General features: G+C 39.0%; 13 protein-coding genes, 2 tRNA genes and 1 pseudogene. 3 read left to right on the forward strand and 13 right to left on the reverse strand.

From position 1 onward, the window contains the following. Window positions 1-129: 129 nt before the first annotated feature. The 7 genes and pseudogenes from purD to HX129_RS17775 all read right to left on the reverse strand — a co-directional run. Window positions 130-1,413 (reverse strand): phosphoribosylamine--glycine ligase, encoded by a 1,284-nt coding sequence (gene purD, locus HX129_RS06460; protein ID WP_286433031.1) that lies wholly within the window; start codon window positions 1,411-1,413, stop codon window positions 130-132. A 129-nt stretch (window positions 1,414-1,542) separates the two neighbouring features. Beyond that, complete coding sequence (gene purH, locus HX129_RS06465; protein ID WP_130072847.1) at window positions 1,543-3,117, reverse strand: bifunctional phosphoribosylaminoimidazolecarboxamide formyltransferase/IMP cyclohydrolase; 1,575 nt, start codon at window positions 3,115-3,117, stop codon at window positions 1,543-1,545. 95 nt (window positions 3,118-3,212) lie between these two features. Continuing rightward, a complete protein-coding gene (gene fis, locus HX129_RS06470) occupies window positions 3,213-3,482 on the reverse strand; it encodes a DNA-binding transcriptional regulator Fis (RefSeq protein WP_001086304.1) in 270 nt (89 codons plus the stop codon). A gap of 374 nt (window positions 3,483-3,856) precedes the next feature. Next, window positions 3,857-4,732 carry a DUF3426 domain-containing protein gene (locus HX129_RS06475; protein ID WP_286433028.1) on the reverse strand — a complete coding sequence of 292 codons (876 nt, stop codon included), beginning with the start codon at window positions 4,730-4,732 and terminating at the stop codon, window positions 3,857-3,859. Window positions 4,733-4,752: 20 nt separating this feature from the next. Continuing rightward, window positions 4,753-5,655: a 50S ribosomal protein L11 methyltransferase gene (gene prmA / locus HX129_RS06480; protein WP_286433027.1), complete on the reverse strand. Its 903-nt coding sequence runs from the start codon at window positions 5,653-5,655 to the stop codon at window positions 4,753-4,755. A 114-nt stretch (window positions 5,656-5,769) separates the two neighbouring features. Further along, window positions 5,770-6,663 carry a bile acid:sodium symporter family protein gene (locus HX129_RS06485; RefSeq protein WP_286436086.1) on the reverse strand — a complete coding sequence of 298 codons (894 nt, stop codon included), beginning with the start codon at window positions 6,661-6,663 and terminating at the stop codon, window positions 5,770-5,772. A 419-nt stretch (window positions 6,664-7,082) separates the two neighbouring features. After that, window positions 7,083-7,316, reverse strand: a pseudogene (locus HX129_RS17775) (hypothetical protein); the annotation flags it as partial. Window positions 7,317-7,568: 252 nt separating this feature from the next. Between HX129_RS17775 and mnmG the strand changes: the two are divergent. Then, on the forward strand, window positions 7,569-9,449 hold the full coding sequence (gene mnmG, locus HX129_RS06495) for a tRNA uridine-5-carboxymethylaminomethyl(34) synthesis enzyme MnmG (protein ID WP_130072842.1): 1,881 nt from the start codon (window positions 7,569-7,571) through the stop codon (window positions 9,447-9,449). A 90-nt stretch (window positions 9,450-9,539) separates the two neighbouring features. Here mnmG and HX129_RS06500 read toward each other — a convergent pair whose 3' ends face one another. From HX129_RS06500 to HX129_RS06525, 6 genes are all read right to left on the reverse strand, one after another. Beyond that, window positions 9,540-9,848 (reverse strand): hypothetical protein, encoded by a 309-nt coding sequence (locus HX129_RS06500; RefSeq protein WP_194088752.1) that lies wholly within the window; start codon window positions 9,846-9,848, stop codon window positions 9,540-9,542. A 325-nt stretch (window positions 9,849-10,173) separates the two neighbouring features. After that, complete coding sequence (locus tag HX129_RS06505) at window positions 10,174-10,749, reverse strand: hypothetical protein (protein ID WP_286433024.1); 576 nt, start codon at window positions 10,747-10,749, stop codon at window positions 10,174-10,176. A gap of 182 nt (window positions 10,750-10,931) precedes the next feature. Then, window positions 10,932-11,007 (reverse strand) — tRNA-Asn (locus tag HX129_RS06510). A gap of 5 nt (window positions 11,008-11,012) precedes the next feature. Next, window positions 11,013-11,088, reverse strand: a tRNA-Asn gene (locus tag HX129_RS06515). 185 nt (window positions 11,089-11,273) lie between these two features. Next, window positions 11,274-12,257 carry an ABC transporter substrate-binding protein gene (locus tag HX129_RS06520; RefSeq protein ID WP_286433023.1) on the reverse strand — a complete coding sequence of 328 codons (984 nt, stop codon included), beginning with the start codon at window positions 12,255-12,257 and terminating at the stop codon, window positions 11,274-11,276. Next, on the reverse strand, window positions 12,254-12,847 hold the full coding sequence (locus HX129_RS06525; protein ID WP_130072838.1) for an ANTAR domain-containing response regulator: 594 nt from the start codon (window positions 12,845-12,847) through the stop codon (window positions 12,254-12,256). The genes HX129_RS06520 and HX129_RS06525 overlap by 4 nt, the downstream gene beginning before the upstream one ends. Before the next feature lie 402 nt (window positions 12,848-13,249). On the opposite strand from HX129_RS06525, the gene HX129_RS06530 reads away from it, so the two are divergent. Both HX129_RS06530 and nirB read left to right on the forward strand, forming a co-directional pair. Further along, on the forward strand, window positions 13,250-14,620 hold the full coding sequence (locus HX129_RS06530) for an MFS transporter (RefSeq protein ID WP_286433022.1): 1,371 nt from the start codon (window positions 13,250-13,252) through the stop codon (window positions 14,618-14,620). 52 nt (window positions 14,621-14,672) lie between these two features. Beyond that, the gene (nirB, locus tag HX129_RS06535) at window positions 14,673-17,219 is read left to right on the forward strand and encodes a nitrite reductase large subunit NirB (RefSeq protein WP_286433021.1); all 2,547 of its coding nucleotides are present in this window, start codon (window positions 14,673-14,675) and stop codon (window positions 17,217-17,219) included. The last annotated feature ends 9 nt before the right edge of the window (window positions 17,220-17,228 follow it).

Here is a 17,228-nt window from a genome sequence, read left to right on the forward strand (position 1 = left end):
CGTTATTGATCATTTTTGCTTTGATCTATCTGATTATATTATTGTTTAAAGTATTAAAAAGTAATTGAATGGCATTTAGATAAATAAAAAACCCGCCTCAGCAGGTTTTTTATTTACATTGAAAATGACTTATGCATTTTCACGTGCAATGGCACGGTAACCAATATCTTTACGGTATTGCACACCATCAAAGGTTACTTTTTGGCAAAGCTCTAATGCTTTGGCTTGCGCTTCACCAATGGTATCGCCAAGGGCAGTTACACAAAGCACACGACCACCCGCAGTTACGATGTCACCATTCTCAAGTGCTTTCGTGCCTGCGTGAAATACTTTGGCATCAGTCATTTTGGTGTCTAAACCTGAAATCACATCACCATTGCTCGAAGTTTCAGGGTAGCCTTTAGATGCTAAAACGATACCAACAGTTTTACGTTCGTCCCATTCAGCTTCAGCAGGTAAATTACCCGCAATACCCGCTTCAACCAAATCAACTAAAGACGATTTTAAACGCATCATAATGGGTTGAGTCTCAGGGTCACCAAAACGACAGTTAAACTCGATCACTTTAGGTTGACCTTGTTCATCAATCATCAAGCCTGCATATAAGAAACCTGTATAAACATGACCATCTGCTTTCATGCCATCTACAGTTGGACGCATCACTTCTTTCATCACTTTATCAAAGACTTCAGCCGTTACAACAGGAGCAGGAGAGTAAGCACCCATACCGCCAGTATTTGGACCTTGGTCGCCTTCAAAAATACGTTTATGATCTTGTGAAGTTGCCATTGGCAAGATGTTGTCGCCATCAATCATACAAATGAATGATGCTTCTTCACCTGCAAGGAATTCTTCAATAACAACACGTGAACCTGCATCACCAAATTTATTACCTGCAAGCATGTCATCAATGGCATCAAATGCTTCTTGGTTGGTCATCGCAACGATTACACCTTTACCTGCAGCAAGACCATCAGCCTTGATGACAATCGGCGCACCATTTTTCTCAACAAATGCTTTAGCTGCATCGACTTCTGTAAATACGTCATAAAACGCTGTTGGGATGTTATGACGTTTTAAGAAATGCTTCGCAAATGCTTTAGAACCTTCCAATTGCGCTGCAAATTGGGTAGGACCCCAAATTTTTACGCCAGCTTCGCGGCATGCATCTACAACACCATTTACAAGTGGTGCTTCAGGACCAACAACAATCAGTTCAACTGCATTGTTTTTAGCAAAGTCGATAATCGCAGGGTTGTCTAAAATGTTAAGTGCAACATTTTCGCATTTTGGTTCAGTTGCTGTACCTGCATTACCCGGTGCAACAAACACTTTTGCTACTTTTTCGTCTTGTGCGATTTTCCATGCTAAAGCATGTTCACGGCCGCCACTACCTAAAACTAAAATATTCATCGGTTCATACTCCATGAATCGAAAATGACATAAAGTCCTCAGCCTAAAAATAGGAGAGGACTTTATGCAAGATTAAAAATCTATGTCTTTCAATGTAAATGACATTGTCATTACAAGTCTTACCATCAATTAGTGACGGAAGTGACGCATACCAGTGAAGACCATCGCAATGCCAGCTTCATCAGCAGCAGCAATTGTTTCTTCATCACGCATAGAACCACCCGGTTGAATAATGCATTTGATCCCTGCTTTAGCAGCGTTATCAATACCATCACGGAATGGGAAGAATGCGTCAGATGCCATTACCGCACCTTCAACCACTAAGCCTGCATGTTCAGCTTTGATCGCAGCAATACGAGCAGAGTTAACACGACTCATTTGACCTGCGCCTACACCAATCGTTTGACGGTTCTTCGCATAAACAATCGCATTCGATTTCACATATTTCGCAACTTTCCAAGCGAAGATCATGTCATCGATTTCTTGTTCAGTTGGTGCACGTTTCGTCACAACTTTTAAGTCATCTTTGGTGATCATGCCTAAGTCTTGGTCTTGAACCAATAAACCGCCATTTACACGTTTGTAGTCAAGTTGAGCTTGACGCGCATCAATTGCAGGAAGTTCGCCACATACAAGTACACGTACATTTTTCTTCGCGCCAGTCACTTCAAGTACGCCATCAGCAATACTTGGTGCAATGATCACTTCGACGAATTGACGGTCAACAATCGCTTGAGCAGTTGCAACGTCTAATTCACGGTTGAATGCAATGATGCCACCGAAAGCAGACTCAGGGTCAGTTGCATAAGCAAGATCATAAGCTGCTTGGATACCATCAAGTGAAACAGCAACACCACATGGGTTGGCATGTTTTACAATGACACAAGCAGGCTTCGCAAATGATTTCACACATTCAAGTGCTGCGTCAGTGTCTGCAATGTTGTTATAAGAGAGTTCTTTACCTTGTAACTGTTTAGCTGTAGAAACAGATGCTTCAGTCGCAGTTGCTTCTACATAAAAAGCAGCAGATTGATGCGGGTTTTCACCGTAACGTAAATCTTGAACTTTGTTCAATTGCGTATTGAAAGTACGGGCAAATTTATCTGCTTGACCTGCCTCGACACCTACGCGAGCACCTAAGTAAGATGCAATCATACCGTCGTATTGTGCAGTATGTTCAAATGCTTTAACAGCAAGGTCAAAACGTGTTGCATGAGACAATGCACCATCCGCTTTAAGCTCTGCAATTACAGTTGCATAGTCAGCAGCATTCACCACAATACCTACAGAAGCATGGTTTTTCGCAGCAGCACGAACCATGGTTGGACCACCAATGTCGATATTTTCAATTGCATCTGCAAGTGAACAGTTTGGTTTTGCAACAGTTGCCGCAAATGGGTAAAGGTTAACCACAACTAAATCGATCGCGTCAATATTGTGTTCAGCCATGACAGCTTCGTCTAGACCACGGCGAGCCAAAATACCGCCATGAATTTTCGGATGAAGCGTTTTAACACGACCGTCCATCATTTCTGGAAAACCAGTGTGCTCTGAAACTTCAACTACGGCAACATTGTTGTCTTTAAGCAACTTATATGTACCACCAGTAGATAAAATTTCTACCCCAAGAGCAGCAAGGTTTTGGGCAAATTCAACGATTCCAGTTTTATCTGAAACAGAGATTAAAGCGCGTTTAATAGTCATGATCTTCGTCAACAGTTCTTAAGTCTAGAGATTTAAACAAATAGGCAAAACGTAGGTAAAAAAAATGCCCACGCAAGCCGTGAGCATTTTATCATTTATTCACTCATTAAACCGTGAGCTTTTAACTTTTTACGTAAAGTACCACGGTTCAGTCCGAGAATTTCAGCAGCGCGAGTCTGATTCCCACGCGTATATTCTAAAACAACAGATAAAAGAGGTTTCTCCATTTCTGCTAGCACCATGTCATACACTTGAGATGGTTGCTCACCTTGCAATTGTGCAAAATAGTGGCGAACTGCGCGATCTACGTGAATACGTAAAGCGACATCAGATTGTGCAGTAAAAATAGGAGATTTGCTATTCATGCGAGTTAATCCGAAAATTCAGATACTACTTGGGTAAAGTAATATAAATGTGGTCTAAAAAATATCGAGCTCCGTTTTAGATCCTAAAACGGTGGGCTCTAAAACAAGAACAATTAGCTTGCCACAACCTAATGCAATTGAGTGAAAAATAAGCGTAACAATAAATTAATATTTGTTACTGATCACTTTAAAACAAAAACAATCCCTGATGCGCAAAATGAGAGATTAAGCACATGGTCAAGACTATATTTATTGTGAAAAATTGCGAGGAGTTTGCGGTACAAAGCTTTCGTGGCGCGTATGATACCATTGTCTAAGAAAAAGTGAGCAAGAAAACTACATTTTTTTTAATTTTTTTATAGTTTTTTTCAATATTAAGGGTGAATTATTTCTAATTTCCAACTGTCAATCTTTTTTTTCTGAATTGGTAACTTAAAATTAAAGCTATAAGGGCTATTTTGTGGAATGCGTCGAATCCGAGATAAACTTTCTACAAGATATTCATCAGAAGATATAATAAATGTTTTAAAGAGTTTGCCTTCCTTATTATATAGAGACACTTTAATTAAGGGTAATTCTAAACTTTTGGAAAATTGATTGATCAACTGACCTGAAAACTCGGTTTCATTATTTAGCGTAGCTTTAACTTGTAGGTTGTTGACTAAAATTTTTTTATAACGTTGATCAATGGTTTCACAGCCTAATACTGAGCAGGTCTGAGTAAAAATTGTATTTAAAATAGGATAGCGGTCTAGTAGATTGGGGTTAAACCATAAAATTTGAAAACTTAAAATAGAAACCAAAGCAATATTGATCAATGTCCATATGATGTAATAAAAGCGAGTTTTTTGAATTTGTGCATGTGCTTTATGATTATGATGAGTCGCCAAATGTAAGGATGGAAAGGCATTAAAACCATCATCTTGTACAACTTTGAGGCTATTGAGATAAGTTCTTAAATCAATATTTGAGTTTTGAATTTTACGATTAAAAAAATCAGTAATATTGTTTTTCTCAAGTTCGAACGTTGTAGCATCGCCTGTTGGAAATTGGCTAAAAATAGGTTGGGTGACAGAATTAAGTGCAGTGATGTCATTTTCAGTAGAGCTGATCTCATTTAAATGAAGTAGTGCATTAAATTGAGTTGAGCATTTCGCACAACAAACCTCACCGCCTGCAACAGTCAGTTGCATCACAGAGACTCGATATAAAGTTAAGCACTGGGGGCAGCGGGTTTGTTTGTCACTCATAAGTTTATCAATGTATGGATTTATGCTTGATGGCGTTTTCCTGAAATACGGCACCAATTTTCATCACGTTTTTCAACGTTTAATATATCAAAAAACTCAGCATATACTTGAGAAACATCCTCTACTTGTTCTTCAATGACACCTGCAAGTGCAAATTCACCCTCAGGTTTAATTAAAGTTGAAAATTCTTTCGCAAGCATCATGAGTGGACCTGCTAAAATGTTAGCAACAAAAACATCTGCTTGTTGTCCCGCCAATACTTGATTGAATTCTTCAGGCAAACCGACATACAGATTTTCCAATACACCATTTAACTCAGCATTTTGTTGTGTGGCTAAAACAGCTTGTGGGTCAATATCGGTTGCATACACTTTTTTTGCGCCAAGCAAAAGTGCCGCAACACCTAAAATGCCTGAACCACAACCATAATCAATGACGATCTTATCTTTCACATCAGTTTTGCCTAACCATTGTAAGCATAAGAACGTAGAAGCATGGTTACCTGTACCAAAAGCCAAACCTGGATCAAGTTTAATATTAACTGCATCAGCCTCAGGCGCTTCCATCCATTCGGGTACGATCCAGTATTTTTCAGCAATTTGAATGGGTTCGTAGGCATCCATCCATGTGCGTTCCCATTCTTGATCTTCTAAGAATTCACTACGCATCGGTTCTGTTGGTAGTTGTGTACGAATAAAGGTTTCTAAAGCGGCGACATCAATTTCTTCATCATCTTCTTGCGCATAAATGCCTGTGACAATCACTTTATTCCAAAGTGGTGTTTCACCTGGTAGTGGTTCAAGTAAGTCTTGGTTTTCAGCATCGTCAAGGGTAACGCTTACAGCGCCAAGTGAACTTAATAATGTTTCTGTAAAATCAACTTGAGCTTGCTCAACTGTAATATGAATTTGTAACCACTTCACGGCAAAGACCTAATACTTTTCTTAAAAGCAGTATTGTAGCGGAAACCATGCACTTGTGCTGTATCAAATTAAAAAATGGACGTTGAACGTCCATTTTAAACATAGGATCTGATATTAAGTGTTTGATAGAGAAGCAGAGGTCGAAACAGATTGATGGTCTGCCAAACGTGAAATGAGCATGCCAAAAATAGCTGCGAAAAAATACATAAAAATAGAATAAACGGCTGCTGGTATCGCAACGGTCGTGTTATTTATAACAGTCAGTGCAATGGTCATGGCTAAAGTACTGTTATGAATGCCAATTTCAAAGGCGCAGGCACGTGCTTGAGCACTACTAATTCCTAAAAAACGTGGGACAAAATAACCAATTAACAGGCTACAAATACAAAAAATAATCGTTGCAATTCCCACTTGAGCGATATATTCCACAATGTGCGCACGCTCTTTGGCAATGGCGCCAATAATAATCAAAACTAAAAATACAACTGAAAAAATGCGTAAAGGCTTATTCAGCTTTTCACTAAAATGAGGTGCATAACGTCGAATGGTCATTCCTATAGCAACAGGAATGAGAATAATGGCAAAAACTTGCACTATTTTACTGAATTGCATGCTGATTTGCTGAGCATCGTTCATAAAATATTGAATCGAAAAATTAACAATGAAAGGTAGGGTTAGCGCGGCGATTACTGAGTTGATCGCGGTCAGCGTGATATTTAGCGCAATATCACCTTTAAATAAATAGCTAAATAAGTTTGCTGTACTTCCACCAGGTGAAGCAGCGAGCAGCATTAAACCGACAGCAAGTAAGGGCGGTAAAGCGAGGATTTTACATAGAATAAAAGCAATACCGACGAGGAGTACGAGTTGACAAAATAAAGCGATGACCACAGCTTTCGGATGTTGAGTGACTCGTGCAAAATCTTTTAGAGTAAGCTCAAGCCCTAAGCCAATCATAATAATGGCAAGAGCAAGAGGTAGCATCATGGTGATAATCCCTGAATCCATATACTTTTCCTTTTTGTTGTTTTAAATCGTGCTAAGTTTTAGCCTAAACGATTTATGGAAAAGTGGAATAGAAATTTAGAATAAATTAAGAATTATTTGATCGTATTGGACATTTTGATTAAAGCAAAAGGCGATCAATAAAAATTGATCGCCTTTTGAGTTATATTTTCAAACTGAAAATAATAAAGTTTATTTATTTAAAGGCATTATTGTGCTACATCAGGTGCATCTACAGCAGCTTCGGGATTGGCTTGTTGTGTTGCATCAGTAGCTGGTGTTACTGCTTCAGGACTTGCTTGTTGCGTTGCATCAGTAGCAGGAGCTTCTGATTGAACCGCAGATGTACTTTCTACAGCTACAGCTGGTGTATTTTCAATTGTTGTCGGTTGAGCTTGAGCAGCTGCTGTTGCACCACCTGCTGGTGCAGGGAAAGTAAATTGCAATTTACCATTTTCATTGGGTTCACAGCTACCGTTATAAGTTACACCTTTATTGGCATAAACAACCCAATCTCCTTGCTTTTTATTTTTACAAACTTGAATTTGCTTGTTAACTTCCGCTTTGCTTGAGTTTTCATCTGCTGCATGGGCAAAGCTTGTACCTACAAAACACATAAGTGAAAGAGAAAGTACCTTTGAGATTGTATTTTTCATGACATGCATCCTTTATTTATTCAATCAAATAATAATGAGGGAAAAATAACCCTGATCTCTACGTTCGTTATTCATACTAGGAAATTTTTTAAGCAAGTTATATTTGATTTATGAGAGTGAACTGCTACAGAATGTGACGGTGTGTTAATAGTATGAAACCACGAAGGAAAATAAAAATTGTAAATCATCCTCATACTAAAGTTAAAAATTTGCTATAATTTTACGTCATTTTATTTTCTCTCAATTATCACTATGCATTATCCTAAAGTTTACGATGTCATTGTTATCGGCGGCGGTCACGCAGGTACGGAAGCAGCACTTGCTGCGGCACGTATGGGTCGACAGACTTTACTCCTTACTCATAACATTGAGACTTTAGGGCAGATGAGCTGTAACCCAGCCATTGGTGGTATTGGTAAATCTCACCTTGTACGTGAAATTGATGCCTTAGGTGGTGCAATGGCATTGGCTGCCGATAAAGGCGGTATTCAATTCCGTATTTTAAATTCACGTAAAGGTGCAGCAGTACGTGCGACACGTGCGCAAGCTGACCGTATCCGTTATAAAGCTGCAATTCGTCATACTTTAGAAAACCAAGCAAATTTGGACATTTTCCAACAAGCAGCGGATGATTTAATTGTTGAAGGCGATACCGTAAAAGGTGTAGTCACACAAATGGGAATTCGCTTTGATGCGAAAACGGTTGTGTTGACCACAGGCACATTCTTAGGTGGTGTGATTCACGTGGGGTTAAATAATGCTTCAGGTGGTCGTGCAGGTGATCCTCCTTCGATTTCTTTAGCAGCGCGTTTACGTGAATTAAAACTACCTGTAGGTCGTTTAAAAACAGGTACACCGCCACGTATCGATGCGCGTTCAGTTGACTTCTCTGTCATGACACCACAACCAGGCGATTTCCCATCGCCAACCATGTCATTTATGGGGGATGTGTCGATGCACCCTGAGCAAGTCAATTGTTATATTACTCATACTAATGAACGTACGCATGACATTATTCGTGGTGGTCTAGATCGTTCACCAATGTATACAGGTGTGATTGAAGGTGTTGGGCCTCGTTATTGCCCATCCATTGAAGATAAAATCAATAAATTTGCAGATAAAAACTCGCATCAAGTGTTCTTAGAGCCCGAAGGTTTGGATACACACGAATTATATCCAAATGGTATTTCTACATCACTTCCTTTCGATGTTCAGTTTGAATTGGTTCGTTCGATTCGTGGTATGGAAAATGCACACATTCTTCGTCCGGGTTATGCGATTGAATATGACTATTTTAATCCGCAAGCGTTGAAGTTTTCTTTAGAAACCAAAGCGATCAATAACTTGTACTTTGCTGGTCAAATTAACGGTACAACAGGTTATGAAGAAGCAGGCGCACAAGGTTTATTGGCTGGTTTAAATGCTGCACGCCGTGCTTGGGATCAAGAGCAATGGACGCCAAAACGTGATGAAGCGTATATGGGCGTACTTGTGGATGATTTAATTACACTGGGTACTAAAGAACCGTACCGTATGTTTACGTCACGTGCGGAATATCGTTTGATGCTGCGTGAAGACAATGCGGATCAACGTTTAACACCAATTGGTCGTGAAATGGGCTTGGTGGATGATGCGCGTTGGGCAAACTACTGTGAAAAAATGGAAGCGGTAGAAACTGAAAAAGCGCGTTTACAGCATCTTTGGGCTGCACCAAATAATGCATTGGGTAAGAAATTCGTTGATTTGACAGGGGATGACTTGTCTAAAGAAACCAATGCGATTGATTTGCTGAAACGTCCAAATATCAATTTCTCACAAATTGCTGAAATCACGGGTTCTGAAGTGACTGCATTTGTCGGTGAGCAAATTGAAATTGCGGTGAAATATGCCGGTTATATCAACCGTCAGCAAGAAGATGTTGCGCAGATGAAGCGTTTAGAAGACACGCGTATACCTGCTGATTTTGATTATGATGTAGTTTCTGGTCTTTCTCGTGAAATTACCTTGAAGTTGAAAGATGTACGTCCTGAAACTTTAGCTCAAGCAAGTCGTATTCCAGGTGTAACACCTGCGGCAGTTCAGTTGGTAATGATTACGATTCGTAAAAATAATGCGGCGAAAAAGTCTGCATAATTTTTCAGCTGAAAAAAAACCCGCTAGATGCGGGTTTTTTTATACTTACAGTTGCTAAACTTAATTTTTATCCAGTATTGCATCATGGGGCTATTTTGAAATCAGTAAATAGCCCAATAGATCTAATTCAAAAGTTTGTTCAATGTTTAAATACTCTTTGAAATCAATATTGATATCTTTTTGATAAGATTGAATAAATATCTCTCTTTTAGACTCAGGAAGATAATAGATTAAAGATAATAACGTGATGATTTCAAAATGGAGGTGTTTGGGTAAAAAGAATAGCGGAATTACATGATGTTGATGTGTTGATTTCTGATCAAGGTGCAAGATGACCGTTGCTTGGAAGAAATTAAGATTTTCTACACTGATATTGGTTTGTTCAATATCTTCAAGCACAATATTGAAAGACTTAAATAATGTTTGAATTTCAAGTCGTTGCTTAGAAATTCTTAAAAAAGGCTTTCCAAAGCGGATGAGAAATACAAAATAATAGAGTGAGATGAGAATGAATAAAAGACTGATGAATGCACAGCCAAATGCGAGTAGGGGGTGATGTAACTGAAATTCAAGATTTAAAAAATAAAATAGACAGGCAAAAACATAAGTGATAATAAAACTGAAAATGATAAGACTTAGGCGAGAACTGAATTTTAATGTAGGGGATGTAGACATCATGATTATTTTTGACTCAGCTTTTATAAAATAAGATTTTAATCAAGATTTAAATCTTATTTTGCCGTTGTTCTGCATCATGTTGAAATGCCAAACGAATGTTGTTACCAATTAAAATCACATTATTTTCTAAATAATATTGCCGCTCTTTTTCAGTGAAATATTGAGTGAGTTCAGGCTTGATCCCTAAATTCCATTGTTGAATGAGTTCATTACGTTGTTGGATATTCATGCGTTTGAATAAAGTAATCCATGTGGCAAAATCAAGATCGATGCAGCGATAACATTCTGGGAAAATACGAATACGTAAAACTTCTTTATAATCACCATAGCCCGTTTTTTGCTGTTTTTGAACATTCCAAGCATTTAATTGTAAGTCACACATCGTATTGCCATAAACGGAATGTATTTTTAAATCTGAAGTTTCAATATCAATAAATTTCACATATTCCGATTTTTTCCAAATACCCTCGTGAAACAGACCCTCTGCTGTAATTTTTAAATGTGGATGCCCAATTTTAAATAAGCGATAGGTTGCAAAACTACACAGATAAATAAGATAGCCAAAAAATAGTGCAAGTGCTGTATAAATAATACTGTGATGTGCAATTGCATTAACCATCATTATCAATGTTGCAAGGATAAAAATTAAAAGCAGGATGGGAAGTGTAAATTTATGGCGTTTATTTTGCTTAAAATAAAAAATATGAGAATTTTCAGACATATTTGATTGAATAAAATATTGTATTGAGTCTGAATCGTAAAATAAAAAAGCCCATGTCGCAATGCATGGGCTTTTTAAAATCTTGGCTCTTCCACCTGGGCTCGAACCAGGGACCTGCGGATTAACAGTCCGTCGCTCTACCGACTGAGCTATGGAAGAATAGATGGCTCTCCAACCTGGGCTCGAACCAGGGACCTGCGGATTAACAGTCCGTCGCTCTACCGACTGAGCTATTGGAGAATCTGATGCGCATTTTAGGGATGAAATAGCAACTCGTCAACAAGAGAATACACAGAAATGAATCGTTTGCTTTATAAATATGCATTTTGAACAAAAAAATGCTTATCATGCTATTTTTTAAGCAGAAAAAAATATTTTATCTGCTTTTGATGTATGGCTTTTCAGCATATTTCCATCAATGCCGATTACAAAATGCACTGCCTTGCTATTTCTTGTTGAAGTGTTTGACTGATGTCGAGTTGCTGCCACTTACAATTTTGAGTCACGAGCCACTCAAAATCTGCCTGTTGTGGGTTAACTTCAATAGGTACAAGATTTTGAATAATATTTTGAATTTTATAACATGCTTTCACATGTACATGTGTTGAGCAATTAAAACGAACAATCTGATAGTCTTTTAACAGTTGCCATACTTCACTAAAATCCTCTAAATCTCTTAAATGATTTTGTGCCTGAACAATAGCTGCTTTTAATGCAGCTAAACTTTGAGGATGTTGTTCAGCCCAAGCTGCAGTGACGGCCAATACTTTGTCTGCAACACTTGGAATAATCTTTTGGCTACTGGCAATAATTTGACTATAGCCTTCTAATTCAGCTTGAGTATTCCACGGTTCCCCAACACAAAAACCATCAATCATTTGTTTAGAGATAGCCTCAACCATATACGGTGGTGGTAGGGTACAAAAAGGATATTGTGCTGCGACCTCATGATCTACCAGTGCTAACCATTCTCGTAAACTATAGTGATGGATCGAATGTTTAAAAACATGTGCCAGTTGTAAGGTTTGTCCATTTTTAAATGCATCGACGACTTTTGTCGCAGTTTGCTCGACACAATCATGTAAGCCAATATTCAGTTCATGGCATAACTGCTGACTTAAACTGATAAACGCTTTATTGGTACTGAGTACCAAAGGTGTTTGTAGCGGAATGCCAAGTTGATCATCACCCAATGCTGCGGCAGGTAGCATCGCGGATAAACAGTGCGCCGCATCTAAAAAACCAAAAGCTAAGCGATCACGTAAACTTGCCCATGATGCTTCTTTGACTAAGCTTACGTTTAAGCCTTGTTCAATAAAGTAGCCTTGATGTTGTGCCCATAACAGTGCAATACAGTCCAAAAGTGGTACATAACCCAGTTGAATCTCTGTTTGTTCTAATGCTTTCATAATTCATCCTTTGTATGTCCTTGGAGTAGTGCTTGTGCATCAATGAGCCTACGTGCCATTTCACCGATGGTCATACGATGACTCATCGCATTTTTACGCAGTAATGCAAATGCATTTTCTTCATTGATTTGGTGTAAATTCATAAGCAAGACCTTGGCTTTGTCGATGTCTTTACGGTCTGCTAATTTAGTTTTAGCTTCTTTTAAGTCATTGGTTAACTTTTTATGCTTTTTATATTGTTCAATTGCTATTTGTAAAATACTGTCTAATTTCGCAGGTTGTATTCCATCTACGATATAAGCAGTAATTCCAGCTTCAATCGCACTTTTGATGGTTTCTTTATGCCCATTTTTAGTGAAAAGCACAGTGGGTAAGTCAAATTGACTAACGCAGCTTTCAATAATATCCCGATGTGGATGATCCATGTCCAAAAGAATGACATCGGCATGAATTTGTTGTAGATAAAAGAGATCGAGTTGATCGGTCATAAGGCATGCAACGACCTCAAACTGATGTTCGATAAGGGTTTTTTTGACAAATTCTGCTCGATCAGAATCATCATCAATCAAAGCAATTTTAAGTTTTGACATGCGTATCAGGAAGCCTGAAAGTTATTATTTAATAAGCAATTTCTATACCAAAAAGAGCATATATTGCTTGAATTGGATTTAGCTTTGCGATGAATGCACTTTAATGATGCAAATTGCGCTGATTGATCGCACAGTAAAGCATAACAAACTTGCTCAACCATGAATCTAAAATATACTTATTTGTGGATTAGAATTATATTTAAAAAAATAAATTCATTTAAAAATAATAATATATGTTCTAACTTAAAAAGTTGGCACACCAGTTGCATAATCCTACCTGAGTCAAAGAAGACTCGATGAAAAATTTGTAAGACGGCCAACGACGTCCGCTCTGATCGAATCTGAAGTGCAATAGTTGCACAGCAGATAAACCTATACGTTCAGTTCTGGAAGGGGATGGTTATGTCTTCAAATATAAATTTGGATGCTAAAAAAGCAACAAAAATCAATCTTTTTAGTTTTAGCAGCGCAGCGATGAGAGCCTTCCATATGAGTTGGCTCGCATTTTTTGTCTGTTTCTTTGCATGGTTTGCTTGTGCACCTTTAATGCCAGTCATTGCTGGTGAATTTCATCTGACTAAAGATCAAATTGCCAATATTAATATTGCAGCAGTTGCAATCACAATCGTGGTTCGTCTTATCGTTGGGCCATTGTGTGATAAATACGGCCCACGCAAAACCTATACCGCTTTATTGATTCTCGGCAGTATCCCAGTATTTGGCGTGGCATCTGCGAATAGTTATGAATCATTCTTATTCTTCCGCTTATTGATTGGTGCGATCGGCGCGAGTTTTGTCATCACCCAATATCACACCAGTATCATGTTTGCACCAAATGTCGTAGGTACAGCCAATGCAACGACTGCAGGTTGGGGAAATGCGGGTGGTGGTGCAACTCAAGCGCTTATGCCGTTATTACTTTCTGCTTTAGTGATGTTTGGGATTGAAAAAGCTTTAGGTTGGAGAATTGCACTGATTGTTCCAGGTGTGATGATGTTAATCGTCGGTGCTATGTATTGGAAATTTACCCAAGACTGTCCACAAGGTCATTTTAAAGAATTACGTGCCGAAGGCGTTCAAGTAGGAAGTGACAAAAAAGGTGGTATCGCAATTTTAATGCATGCCGCAAAAAACTACCGCGTTTGGATTTTATTTGGTGCATATGCGGCATGTTTCGGCATCGAAATTTTCATCCATAACATCATTGCGATGTACTACGTAGACCATTTCAACTTTGGTTTAAAAGAAGCGGGCATGGCAGCAGGGATCTTCGGTTTATTGGCATTGTTTGCTCGTGCATTGGGTGGAATTGTTTCAGACAAAGTAGCGACTAAAAAAGGCTTAGATGGTCGTACTAAAGTTCTCTTTGTGATGATTCTCATGGAAGGTTTATTCCTGATTGTCTTCTCACAAATGAATGTACCAATGTTTGCCATCCTAGCAATGACGGTATTCGCATTATTTACTCACATGGCATGTGGTGCAACTTATGCCCTAGTTCCTTTCATTGACCGTGATGCCTTAGGTGGCGTGGCAGGGATTATTGGTGCAGGTGGTAACGTTGGTGCAGTCGCAGCAGGTTTTTTACTCAAAGGTATGTTGGATATTCAAATTACACTGATGATTTTGGGTGGATTAGTAGTCATTGCAGCAAGCTTTGTATTGATGATTCGATTCTCAGTTGAACATAAAGAAAAAGAGCAAAAGTTATTTGAAGAAGCTGTCTTGGAACGCAACCGTATGGAGCAAGCTTCAGCGGCAACAGTTAAATAAAATAGCGCAGCTTAAAAGCCACGTATAAGCATAAGAATTGAGGAGAATTGAAATGAAATTAGTCATGATTGGTCATGGAATGGTAGGGCACAAATTCATTGAATCTGTGTTAGAGCATGCAGGTGATGAAGTTGAAATCACGATTTTGGCAGAAGAACCACGTTTAGCTTATGATCGCGTTCATTTAACTGAATATTTCACTGGTAAATCGGCAAAAGACCTAACTTTATGCCGTGCAGATTTTGCCGATGCTTATGGTATTGATCTCCGTTTAAGCACAAAAGCAACAGAAATTGATACTGTAAATAAATTGGTAACGACTAATCATGGTGATGTCATCAGTTATGACAAATTGATTCTCGCTACAGGTTCTTATGCATTCGTTCCACCGATTCCAGGTAATGATCGTCAAAATTGCTTTGTTTATCGTACCATTGAAGATCTTGATGCGATTCGAGCTGCAAGCTTGAATGCAAAATCAGGTGTGGTGATTGGTGGTGGTTTATTGGGTTTGGAGGCTGCTAAAGCACTTCGAGACTTAGACTTAGAAACGCATGTGGTTGAATTTGCGCCACGTTTGATGGCGGTTCAAATCGATGATTTAGGCGGTAAAGTTTTACGTTCAAAAATTGAAAATTTAGGGGTAAAAGTTCATACCCAAAAAGCGACTTCATCCATTGAAGATGGTGTAAATACAACTCATGTGATGAAATTTAGTGATGGTTCTGAGCTTGAAACCGACATTATTTTGTTTTCAGCAGGCATTCGTCCTCGTGATGAACTCGCACGTCAAAGCGGTTTAGCCATTGGTGAGCGTGGCGGGATCGTGATCAATGATTATTGCCAAACTTCTAACCCTGATATCTATGCCATTGGTGAATGTGCGCTGTGGCAAAATAAAATTTATGGTTTGGTTGCACCGGGCTATGACATGGCGCGTATTGCAGCCAAACATGTGTTAGAACACAACTGCAATGAGTTTGCTGGTGCAGATATGAGCACCAAATTGAAACTGATGGGTGTGGATGTAGCTTCTGTGGGGGATGCACATGCGATGACCCCAAATTCCTTGAGTTATTTCTTTGCTGATGAAGATGCCATGATCTATAAAAAGATTGTGGTCAATGCTGAGAAAACCAAACTTTTAGGTGCGGTACTGGTCGGTTGTGCTAAAGAGTACAATGACTTGCTACAAATGATGCTCAATGGTTTAGAGATTCCTGAAAATCCTGAAAGCCTCATCATGCCAGGCTATGCTCAATCAGGTGAAAAAACAGGCGGAAGTGGTGTAGACCTACTGCCTGATAGTGCAACGATTTGCTCATGTAATAACGTCTCTAAAGCTGATATTTGCTCCGCAATTCAAGAAGGTTCGACTTCATTGGGTGCTTTGAAAAAATGTACCAAAGCTGCAACAGCATGTGGAGGTTGTGCACCGCTCGTTACTCAAGTTTTAAAATCAGAATTACAACGCCAAGGTGTGACCGTAAATAACCACCTTTGTGAGCACTTTGCCTATTCTCGTCAAGAGTTGTATCACTTGGTTCGTGTCAATGAAATCAAAACCTTTGATGATTTAATTCAACAACATGGACATGGTCTAGGTTGTGATATTTGTAAGCCGACTGTGGCAAATATTCTTGCTTCTTGTTGGAACGACTTCGTGCTTAAACCAAGTCATGCAGGTCTGCAAGACAGTAACGATTATTATCTTGGCAATATTCAAAAAGATGGGACTTATTCAGTCGTGCCACGTATGGCAGGCGGTGAAGTCACGCCAGATGGACTCATTGCTGTCGGTCAAATTGCCAAAGAATATGGTTTGTATACCAAACTGACAGGTGGTCAACGTGTTGATATGTTTGGTGCACAACTGCATCAACTGCCTGAAATCTGGGAAAAACTGATCAATGCAGGTTTTGAGTCAGGACATGCTTACGGTAAGTCATTGCGTACTGTGAAATCCTGCGTAGGCAGTACATGGTGTCGTTATGGCGTAGACGATTCAGTCGGTTTAGCCATTTTCCTTGAAAATCGTTATAAAGGCTTACGTTCTCCACATAAACTCAAAATGGCAGTGTCAGGCTGTACTCGTGAATGTGCTGAAGCGCAAAGTAAAGATGTTGGTGTGATTGCAACTGAAAAGGGTTGGAATTTATATGTTTGTGGTAATGGTGGTATGAAACCGCGCCATGCTGAATTACTTGCTTCCGACTTAGATACACAAACCTTAATCAAATATATCGATCGTTTCTTTATGTTCTACATCCAAACGGCAGATCGTCTACAACGTACCTCAGTATGGCGTGACAACATGGAAGGGGGATTGGATTATCTCAAAGATGTGGTGGTGAATGATTCTTTAGGGCTTGCAGAAGAACTTGAATGCCGTATGAGCCATGTGGTAGGTACCTATCAAGATGAATGGCGTACAGCGGTGGAAGATCCTGAAGTGCGTAAACGCTTTGTCACCTTTATCAATGCTAAAGCTGAACAACAACAAGATCCACATGTGCAATTTGCTGAAGTACGTGGACAAATTCGTCCAAAGACAGAAGCAGAACGTGATGCGAGTCGTATCCCTGTAGTTGAAGCTTAACGAATTTAG

Origin of the sequence: Acinetobacter sp. 251-1 (assembly GCF_030329305.1) — a bacterium.
Classification (GTDB): domain Bacteria; phylum Pseudomonadota; class Gammaproteobacteria; order Pseudomonadales; family Moraxellaceae; genus Acinetobacter; species Acinetobacter piscicola_A.

Coding starts and splice junctions, on each gene's coding strand:
- mnmG (WP_130072842.1), top strand. CDS start 7,569: ATGCATTATCCTAAAGTTTACGATGTCATTGTTATCGGCGGCGGTCAC.
- fis (WP_001086304.1), bottom strand. CDS start 3,482: ATGAATAGCAAATCTCCTATTTTTACTGCACAATCTGATGTCGCTTTA.
- HX129_RS06485 (WP_286436086.1), bottom strand. CDS start 6,663: ATGGATTCAGGGATTATCACCATGATGCTACCTCTTGCTCTTGCCATT.
- HX129_RS06520 (WP_286433023.1), bottom strand. CDS start 12,257: ATGAAAGCATTAGAACAAACAGAGATTCAACTGGGTTATGTACCACTT.
- HX129_RS06525 (WP_130072838.1), bottom strand. CDS start 12,847: ATGTCAAAACTTAAAATTGCTTTGATTGATGATGATTCTGATCGAGCA.
- nirB (WP_286433021.1), top strand. CDS start 14,673: ATGAAATTAGTCATGATTGGTCATGGAATGGTAGGGCACAAATTCATT.
- purD (WP_286433031.1), bottom strand. CDS start 1,413: ATGAATATTTTAGTTTTAGGTAGTGGCGGCCGTGAACATGCTTTAGCA.
- HX129_RS06505 (WP_286433024.1), bottom strand. CDS start 10,749: ATGATGGTTAATGCAATTGCACATCACAGTATTATTTATACAGCACTT.
- HX129_RS06475 (WP_286433028.1), bottom strand. CDS start 4,732: ATGAGTGACAAACAAACCCGCTGCCCCCAGTGCTTAACTTTATATCGA.
- purH (WP_130072847.1), bottom strand. CDS start 3,117: ATGACTATTAAACGCGCTTTAATCTCTGTTTCAGATAAAACTGGAATC.
- HX129_RS06530 (WP_286433022.1), top strand. CDS start 13,250: ATGTCTTCAAATATAAATTTGGATGCTAAAAAAGCAACAAAAATCAAT.